Raw genomic sequence first — 6,479 nt, 5'->3', positions numbered from 1 at the left:
GGTAACAATAGAAGTGGAACTGATAATGCCGATAGCCATGGAACAGGAATTAAGGTTCGCCATCCGCGAAGGCGGAAGGACAGTAGGTTCGGGAGTTATAACAAAGATTCTGGAATAACAACAGAGATCAAGAAAGCAGAAGAATGGAGGACCTTAAATGCAGTTAGATACACAGAAGATAAGAATCAGGCTTAAAGCCTATGACCACAAACTACTTGATAAGTCAGTTTCTGATATTATCAAGAAGGTCAAGGAAACCGGAGCGCGTGTTTGCGGCCCTATACCGCTCCCGACAAAGCTTCATAAGTACACGATAGTAAGGTCGCCGCACGTCAACAAGACGTCAAGGGAACAGTTCGAAATGAGAATCCACAAGAGGCTCATAGATATTCTCGAACCTAATAATGATACGGTTGAAAAACTAAAGACCCTTGACCTGCCCGCGGGCATTGACGTAGAAATCAAGCTGTGAGCGGAGAGTGTAAAAAATGATATCAACAATACTTGGTAAAAAGATAGGAATGACACAGGTTTTTAACGGCAAAGGCGAAGCTGTACCTGTTACAATACTGGAAATTGCGGATGGTATTGTAGTGGATAAAAAGAATCCCGAAAGAGACGGCTATACAGCCGTGAAATTCGGCTTCTTTGACTGCGAAAAACCTAAAAGAATGCCTAAAGCGTTAAAGGGTGTTTTCAAAAATGAAAAGACAAAAAAAGATCTTCCGTTAAAGAAAGTGTTAAAAGAAGTAAGGGTTGATGCAGCGACAGCCGAAAAATTCAATATAGGCGATACGCTTACAATTGAAGCTTTGAAGGACCTTAAGTTTGTTGATGTATGCGGAATTTCAAAGGGTAAGGGTTTTCAGGGCGTTGTAAAAAGGCATAACTTTGCAGGCGGAGCAGGCAGCCATGGAAGCAATCACAACCGCGCTCCGGGGTCTATTGGTTCCAGCACATATCCTGCAAGGGTTTTTAAGAATATGAGAATGGCAGGGCACATGGGCGTTGACAGGGTTACAGTGCTTAATCTTGCTGTTGAAAAAGTTGACGTAGAAAATAAATTTATGCTTGTTCAGGGCGCTGTTCCGGGTTCTAACAACGGTATTGTTGAAATCAGAAAAAGCGTTAAAAAGAAGTAAACGAAGAAAAGGAGATTTTACTCATGAAACTTGACGTAGTTGATAAAGAAAACAAGAAGCTGGAAGAATTTGAAATAGCAGACAGCATTCTTGCGGTTGAACCAAAAGATAACGCTGTTCATGATGTGGTTCTGGCTTATCAGCAGAATCAGCATAATGGTTCTTCTAACACGCTTACAAGGGCGGAAGTGCGCGGAGGCGGAAGGAAACCATGGAAACAGAAAGGGACAGGCCGTGCAAGGCATGGCTCCAACAGGTCTCCTATCTGGAAAGGCGGCGGTGTTACATTCGGGCCAAGGCCGCTTAAAGCAAGAATGGAAGTTCCTAAAAAACAGAAAAAGGCAGCTATGCAGATGGTTGTAGCCGGAAAACTGAAAGACGGCGAGATTAAAATAATAAACACTATGGATTTTACTCAGCCTAAGACAAAAGATGTTTCCAACATGCTTAAATTAATGAAGCTTAACGGAAAAAAGGTTCTTTTTGTATCGGAAAAAGCTGACAGTGCCGTTGTAAAGTCGGTCCGTAATATAAGAAACGCGGACATTATTACTTCCAAGAATATTAACGTGTATGACCTTTTGGTTAATTCAAACATACTTGTAACAAAAAAATCCATGGAAGAAATAATAAGGAGAATAGGGTAATGGATATTTACCAGATTATAAAAAAACCTTCTCTTACAGAGAAAAGTTCCATCGCAAGGGAAAAAGGCAACTTTTATACTTTTGAAGTTGACAGCAAGGCTTCAAAAAAACAGATTAAAGAAGCTGTGGAAAAAATGTTCAAGGTAAAGGTGACCAAGATTAATACCGCGAACCTGCCCGGCAAAGCCAAACGCTTTGGCCGTCAGATATCCGCGGCAAGAAAGTTCAAAAAAGCCATCGTACAGTTAAAGAAGGAAGATAAAATAGAAATAGTAGAAGGAGTATAAGCCATGGGAATAAAGAGTTTCAGGCCGCTTACACCCTCCAGAAGGATGATGACGGTCGACACCAAAGAGGACGTAACAAAAGACTCACCTGAAAAGGCGCTGACTTTTAAACTTAAAAACAAGACGGGCAGAAACAGCTCGGGAAGAATTACTTCCCGTTTCAGGGGCGGCGGCCACAGAAAGCTTTACAGAATAATAGATTTTAAAAGGGATAAATTTGAAGTGCCTGCAGTTGTGGCGTCCATAGAATATGACCCTTACAGAACATGCAGAATTGCGCTTCTAAATTATAAAGACGGCGAAAAAAGGTATATCGTTGCCCCTGTTAATTTAACCGTGGGTGATAATGTAATAAGTTCGGATAATGCGGAAATTAAAACAGGCAACTGCCTTCCTCTGACATTAATGCCGGTTGGTACTATAATTCATAATATTGAAATTACACCCGGCAAGGGCGGACAGATAGCCAGGGGCGCGGGTTCATTCGCGCAGATAATGGGTAAAGAAGGGGATTTTGTTGTTTTGAAAATGCCTTCAGGAGAACTTCGCCAGGTAATGAAAAGGTGCAGGGCAACAGTAGGACAGGTTGGAAATACTGACCATGAAAACATAATAATTGGTAAAGCGGGAAGAAACAGGTGGAGAGGTATTAAACCCAGAAACAGGGCTATTGCAATGAACCCGGTTGATCATCCTATGGGCGGCGGAGAAGGGAAATCCAAATCCGGAGCACATCCATGCTCGCCTACCGGCGTACTGGCTAAAGGTTATAAGACAAGAAATAAAAAGAAGTATTCAAATAAATGGATTATCAGAAGGCGCAAAGCAAAAACAGGAGGAACAATATAAATGAGCAGGTCCCTCAAGAAAGGCCCTTACATTGACGAAAAGTTACTTGATAAGGTATTAGCGGCCAATGAGGCCAAAGATAAGAAAGTTATTAAGACATGGGCAAGAAGAAGCGTGATTTCACCCGAAATGATAGGCGTTACGTTTGCGGTACATAACGGGAAGAAATTTGTACCTGTATATGTAACTGAAAATATGGTAGGACACAGGCTTGGAGAGTTTTCGCCGACAAGGACATTTAAAGGCCACGGCGATATGAAAAAAGAATCAGCAGCCAAGAAATAACAGGTAAAGGAGCCAACATAAAATGGAAGCTAAAGCAATAGGAAGGTATTTAAGAATATCGCCGATTAAGTTAAGGCTTGTGGCGAAACAGATAAAGAAAAAAAGCGTAAGCGATGCTTTGACAACGCTGCAGTTTATGAACAAAGCGGGTGCGCCTCATGTGCTTAAGGTTTTAAAATCGGCGATTGCTAATGCCACTAAGAACCACGGCGCGGACGCGGAAAAACTTTATGTAATGGAATCTGTTGTAAATGACGGGCCTATCATTAAATGGGCAAAAAGATTTCACGCAAGAGCAATGGGAAGGGCTGCGGGTATTCATAAAAAAGCGGCTCACCTTACAATAGTGGTAACAGATAAAAAAATAAAGAAGGAGAGATAATTCCATATGGGTCATAAGATAAATCCGGAAGGCATCAGAATTGGAATAATAAGGACTTGGAAGTCAAAGTGGCTCTCCAAAAAGAATTTCAAAGAATTGCTCCTTGAAGATTTTAAAATAAGAAAGTATATAAAGAATAAACTTTACAGCGCCGGTATATCCAAAATAGAAATAGAAAGGGCCGGGCAGAAGGCTATTGTAAAAATATACACGGCAAAACCGGGAATGATAATCGGAAGAAAAGGCACTGAAGTTGAAGTGTTAAAAAAGGAACTTGAAAAACTTACAGGAAAGCAGATGCTGATTGATCCGGTTGAAGTAAAAAGGCCGGAACTTGACGCTCAGTTGGTCTCTGAAAATGTTGCTCAGCAGCTGGAAAAACGAGTTGCTTTCAGAAGGGCAATGAAAAAAGCCATGCAGACAACAATGGCGTCCGACGCGGGCGCGCAGGGAATTAAGATATGCACTTCCGGAAGGCTTGGAGGCGCGGAAATAGCAAGGACTGAATGGTATACAGAAGGCCGCGTTCCGCTTCAGACTTTAAGGGCTGACATTGATTATGGTTATGCCATAGCAAAGACGACCTACGGAACGATAGGTGTTAAGGTTTGGATATTCAAGGGCGAAATACTTCCCGGTGAAAACAAAGAATAATTAATTCGGAGGAATTTGTACATGCTGATGCCATCAAGGGTTAAATACAGGAAACAGATGAGAGGAAGAATGTCAGGAGTCGCCACAAGCGGAAACAAAGTAAGTTTTGGCGAATATGGATTAAAAGCGCTGGAACCCGCATGGGTTACCGCAAGGCAGATAGAATCCGCGCGTGTTGCAATTAACAGGCAGCTTAAAAAAGGCGGAAAACTTTGGGTAAGGATATTTCCTGATAAGCCGATAACAAAGAAACCGGCGGAAACAAGGATGGGTAAGGGAAAGGGCGCACCGGAGGCGTGGGTTGTGGTTGTTAAACCCGGAAGAGTGCTTTTTGAACTTGACGGCGTGACTGAAGAAGTGGCAAGGTATGCTTTTAAGAAAGCGGGAGCAAAGCTTCCTATATTCACAAAATTCGCAGCAAGGCACGAGCTGTAATAAAAACGGAGGAAGACATGAAGCCGCAGGAATTCAGGGACATGACGTCCGATGAAATTGAAAGAAAGCTGACAGAGTTTAAAGAGCAGCTGTTTAAACTTAAAATTAAACTGTCTACAAAGCAGATAGAGAAAACTTCGCAGATTAAGACTATAAAGCAGGATATCGCAAGGGCACTTACTGTACTTAAACAGAAGAAGAGCGGCAAGGAGGCTGTAAATGTCGGAAAAAAATAACAGAAAGACACTGGAAGGATTAATAACTTCTGATAAAGCGGATAAAACAGTTACTGTAACGGTAACAAGGCAGGTTCAGCATCCGCTTTTTAAGAAAATTATCAAAAGGTCCACAAAGGTTCTTGCGCATGATGAAAAAAATGAATGCAAAGCGGGCGATACCGTAATAATTAAAGAAGTGGCCCCTATAAGCAAAAGAAAAAGATGGATGGTGGTAAATGTTGTTAAACGCGGTCGTCAGGACGCAGCCGCCGAAATCAAAGACGGGAGTGAAAACTAATGATTCAGGAACAGTCCAGGCTTGAAGTAGCTGATAATTCCGGAGCAAAAGAGATAATGTGCATAAAAGTCCTTGGCGGAACAAGGGCAAGATACGCATCGCTTGGTGATGTTATAGTGGCGTCGGTTAAAGATGCCATTCCCGGCGGGCAGGTTAAGAAAAAAGAAGTGGTAAAAGCGGTTATAGTAAGGGTTAAAAAGAAACTTAGAAGGAAAGACGGTACTTATATAAGGTTTGATAACAATTCAGCTGTTATTATTAATGACCAGAACAACCCGAAAGGCACACGCATATTCGGGCCGGTTGCAAGGGAATTAAGGGAAAAGAACTTCCTTAAGATTATATCCCTTGCGCCTGAAGTCGTTTAGGAGGATAACATGAAAGTTAAAATAAAAAAGAATGACATTGTAACGGTTATCAAAGGAAAAGACAAAGGCAAAAGCGGCAAGGTTTTAAAGATGTTCGCTGATGACAGAAGGGTTGTTGTTGAAAAAATTAATTTTGTAAAAAGGCATACAAAGCCATCCCAGAAAGTACAGCAGGGCGGAATTATTGAAAAAGAAGCCGCTTTAAGGATTGACAATGTAATGCTTATCTGCAACAAATGCGGCAAACCCACCAGGGTAAAAGTTGGAACTCTTGCAGAAGGCAAAAAGGTAAGAATCTGTAAAAAATGCAATGAAATGCTTGATGAAAAGTAAAAATCCAGGAGGAGCTTAATAATGGCGGCCAGGCTTAAGGAAAAATACAAAAAAGAAGTTATACCAAAGATGATGCAGGGTGAAGGATTCAAGAACCCCAATGAAGTGCCAAGGCTTGTTAAGATAGTTATTAATATGGGCGTCGGCAAAGCAACTCAGGACGCTAAAGTACTTGATGAAGCAGTGGAACAGCTTACACAGATAACCGGGCAGAAGCCGCTTGTTACCAAGGCTAAAGTTGCCATATCTAATTTTAAATTAAGGGAAGGAATGCCTATAGGATGTAAAGTGACCTTAAGGGGCGAAAAGATGTTTGAATTTGCTGACAGGCTTATTTCGCTTGCGCTTCCAAGGGTAAGGGATTTTAACGGTGTTCCGCGCACAAGTTTTGACGGCAGGGGCAATTACACCCTTGGCCTGAAAGAACAGATAATATTTCCGGAAATAAAATTTGATAAAGTTGTCAATATTATGGGAATGGATGTTACATTTGTTACAACCGCTAAGAAAAATGAAGACGCGCTGGCATTGCTTGAAAATCTTGGAATGCCTTTCAGAAAAAAATAAGGAGGACTTATTAG

The 6,479-nt window shown here is 41.6% G+C and carries 15 protein-coding genes; all 15 read left to right on the top strand.

Features of this window, described 5'->3' with window-relative positions; all coding sequences use genetic code 11:
* The coding region (locus JXR81_00595; protein MBN2753339.1) for an elongation factor Tu at positions 1 to 118 on the top strand (118 nt) is incomplete at its 5' end.
* Between the two features lie 39 nt (positions 119 to 157).
* Positions 158 to 472: a 30S ribosomal protein S10 gene (gene rpsJ / locus JXR81_00590; GenBank protein ID MBN2753338.1), complete on the top strand. Its 315-nt coding sequence runs from the start codon at positions 158 to 160 to the stop codon at positions 470 to 472.
* Positions 473 to 491: 19 nt separating this feature from the next.
* Positions 492 to 1,142, top strand: coding sequence for a 50S ribosomal protein L3 (gene rplC / locus JXR81_00585; GenBank protein MBN2753337.1), 651 nt, complete (start codon positions 492 to 494; stop codon positions 1,140 to 1,142).
* A gap of 23 nt (positions 1,143 to 1,165) precedes the next feature.
* A complete protein-coding gene (gene rplD, locus JXR81_00580) occupies positions 1,166 to 1,789 on the top strand; it encodes a 50S ribosomal protein L4 (GenBank protein ID MBN2753336.1) in 624 nt (207 codons plus the stop codon).
* Positions 1,789 to 2,076: a 50S ribosomal protein L23 gene (gene rplW, locus JXR81_00575; protein MBN2753335.1), complete on the top strand. Its 288-nt coding sequence runs from the start codon at positions 1,789 to 1,791 to the stop codon at positions 2,074 to 2,076. Before rplD ends, rplW begins: the two co-directional genes overlap by 1 nt.
* Before the next feature lie 3 nt (positions 2,077 to 2,079).
* The gene (gene rplB / locus JXR81_00570) at positions 2,080 to 2,925 is read left to right on the top strand and encodes a 50S ribosomal protein L2 (protein ID MBN2753334.1); all 846 of its coding nucleotides are present in this window, start codon (positions 2,080 to 2,082) and stop codon (positions 2,923 to 2,925) included.
* Positions 2,926 to 3,210: a 30S ribosomal protein S19 gene (gene rpsS, locus JXR81_00565; protein MBN2753333.1), complete on the top strand. Its 285-nt coding sequence runs from the start codon at positions 2,926 to 2,928 to the stop codon at positions 3,208 to 3,210.
* A 22-nt stretch (positions 3,211 to 3,232) separates the two neighbouring features.
* Positions 3,233 to 3,592 carry a 50S ribosomal protein L22 gene (gene rplV, locus JXR81_00560; GenBank protein MBN2753332.1) on the top strand — a complete coding sequence of 120 codons (360 nt, stop codon included), beginning with the start codon at positions 3,233 to 3,235 and terminating at the stop codon, positions 3,590 to 3,592.
* Positions 3,593 to 3,598: 6 nt separating this feature from the next.
* Complete coding sequence (rpsC, locus tag JXR81_00555) at positions 3,599 to 4,246, top strand: 30S ribosomal protein S3 (GenBank protein MBN2753331.1); 648 nt, start codon at positions 3,599 to 3,601, stop codon at positions 4,244 to 4,246.
* A gap of 21 nt (positions 4,247 to 4,267) precedes the next feature.
* The gene (rplP, locus tag JXR81_00550) at positions 4,268 to 4,681 is read left to right on the top strand and encodes a 50S ribosomal protein L16 (protein ID MBN2753330.1); all 414 of its coding nucleotides are present in this window, start codon (positions 4,268 to 4,270) and stop codon (positions 4,679 to 4,681) included.
* Positions 4,682 to 4,698: 17 nt separating this feature from the next.
* Positions 4,699 to 4,917 carry a 50S ribosomal protein L29 gene (gene rpmC / locus JXR81_00545; protein MBN2753329.1) on the top strand — a complete coding sequence of 73 codons (219 nt, stop codon included), beginning with the start codon at positions 4,699 to 4,701 and terminating at the stop codon, positions 4,915 to 4,917.
* The gene (gene rpsQ, locus JXR81_00540) at positions 4,901 to 5,197 is read left to right on the top strand and encodes a 30S ribosomal protein S17 (protein MBN2753328.1); all 297 of its coding nucleotides are present in this window, start codon (positions 4,901 to 4,903) and stop codon (positions 5,195 to 5,197) included. The genes rpmC and rpsQ overlap by 17 nt, the downstream gene beginning before the upstream one ends.
* Positions 5,197 to 5,565, top strand: coding sequence for a 50S ribosomal protein L14 (gene rplN / locus JXR81_00535; GenBank protein ID MBN2753327.1), 369 nt, complete (start codon positions 5,197 to 5,199; stop codon positions 5,563 to 5,565). Before rpsQ ends, rplN begins: the two co-directional genes overlap by 1 nt.
* A 9-nt stretch (positions 5,566 to 5,574) precedes the next feature.
* The gene (locus JXR81_00530; protein MBN2753326.1) at positions 5,575 to 5,898 is read left to right on the top strand and encodes a 50S ribosomal protein L24; all 324 of its coding nucleotides are present in this window, start codon (positions 5,575 to 5,577) and stop codon (positions 5,896 to 5,898) included.
* A 21-nt stretch (positions 5,899 to 5,919) separates the two neighbouring features.
* Positions 5,920 to 6,465 carry a 50S ribosomal protein L5 gene (gene rplE, locus JXR81_00525; GenBank protein MBN2753325.1) on the top strand — a complete coding sequence of 182 codons (546 nt, stop codon included), beginning with the start codon at positions 5,920 to 5,922 and terminating at the stop codon, positions 6,463 to 6,465.
* Positions 6,466 to 6,479 lie beyond the last annotated feature (14 nt).

The sequence above is a fragment of the Candidatus Goldiibacteriota bacterium genome (assembly GCA_016937715.1).
In the GTDB taxonomy this organism is placed as follows: domain Bacteria; phylum Oederibacteriota; class PGYV01; order PGYV01; family PGYV01; genus PGYV01.
The sequence above is the reverse complement of the archived record's forward strand: the minus strand, read 5'-3'. Positions and strand labels throughout refer to the sequence as shown.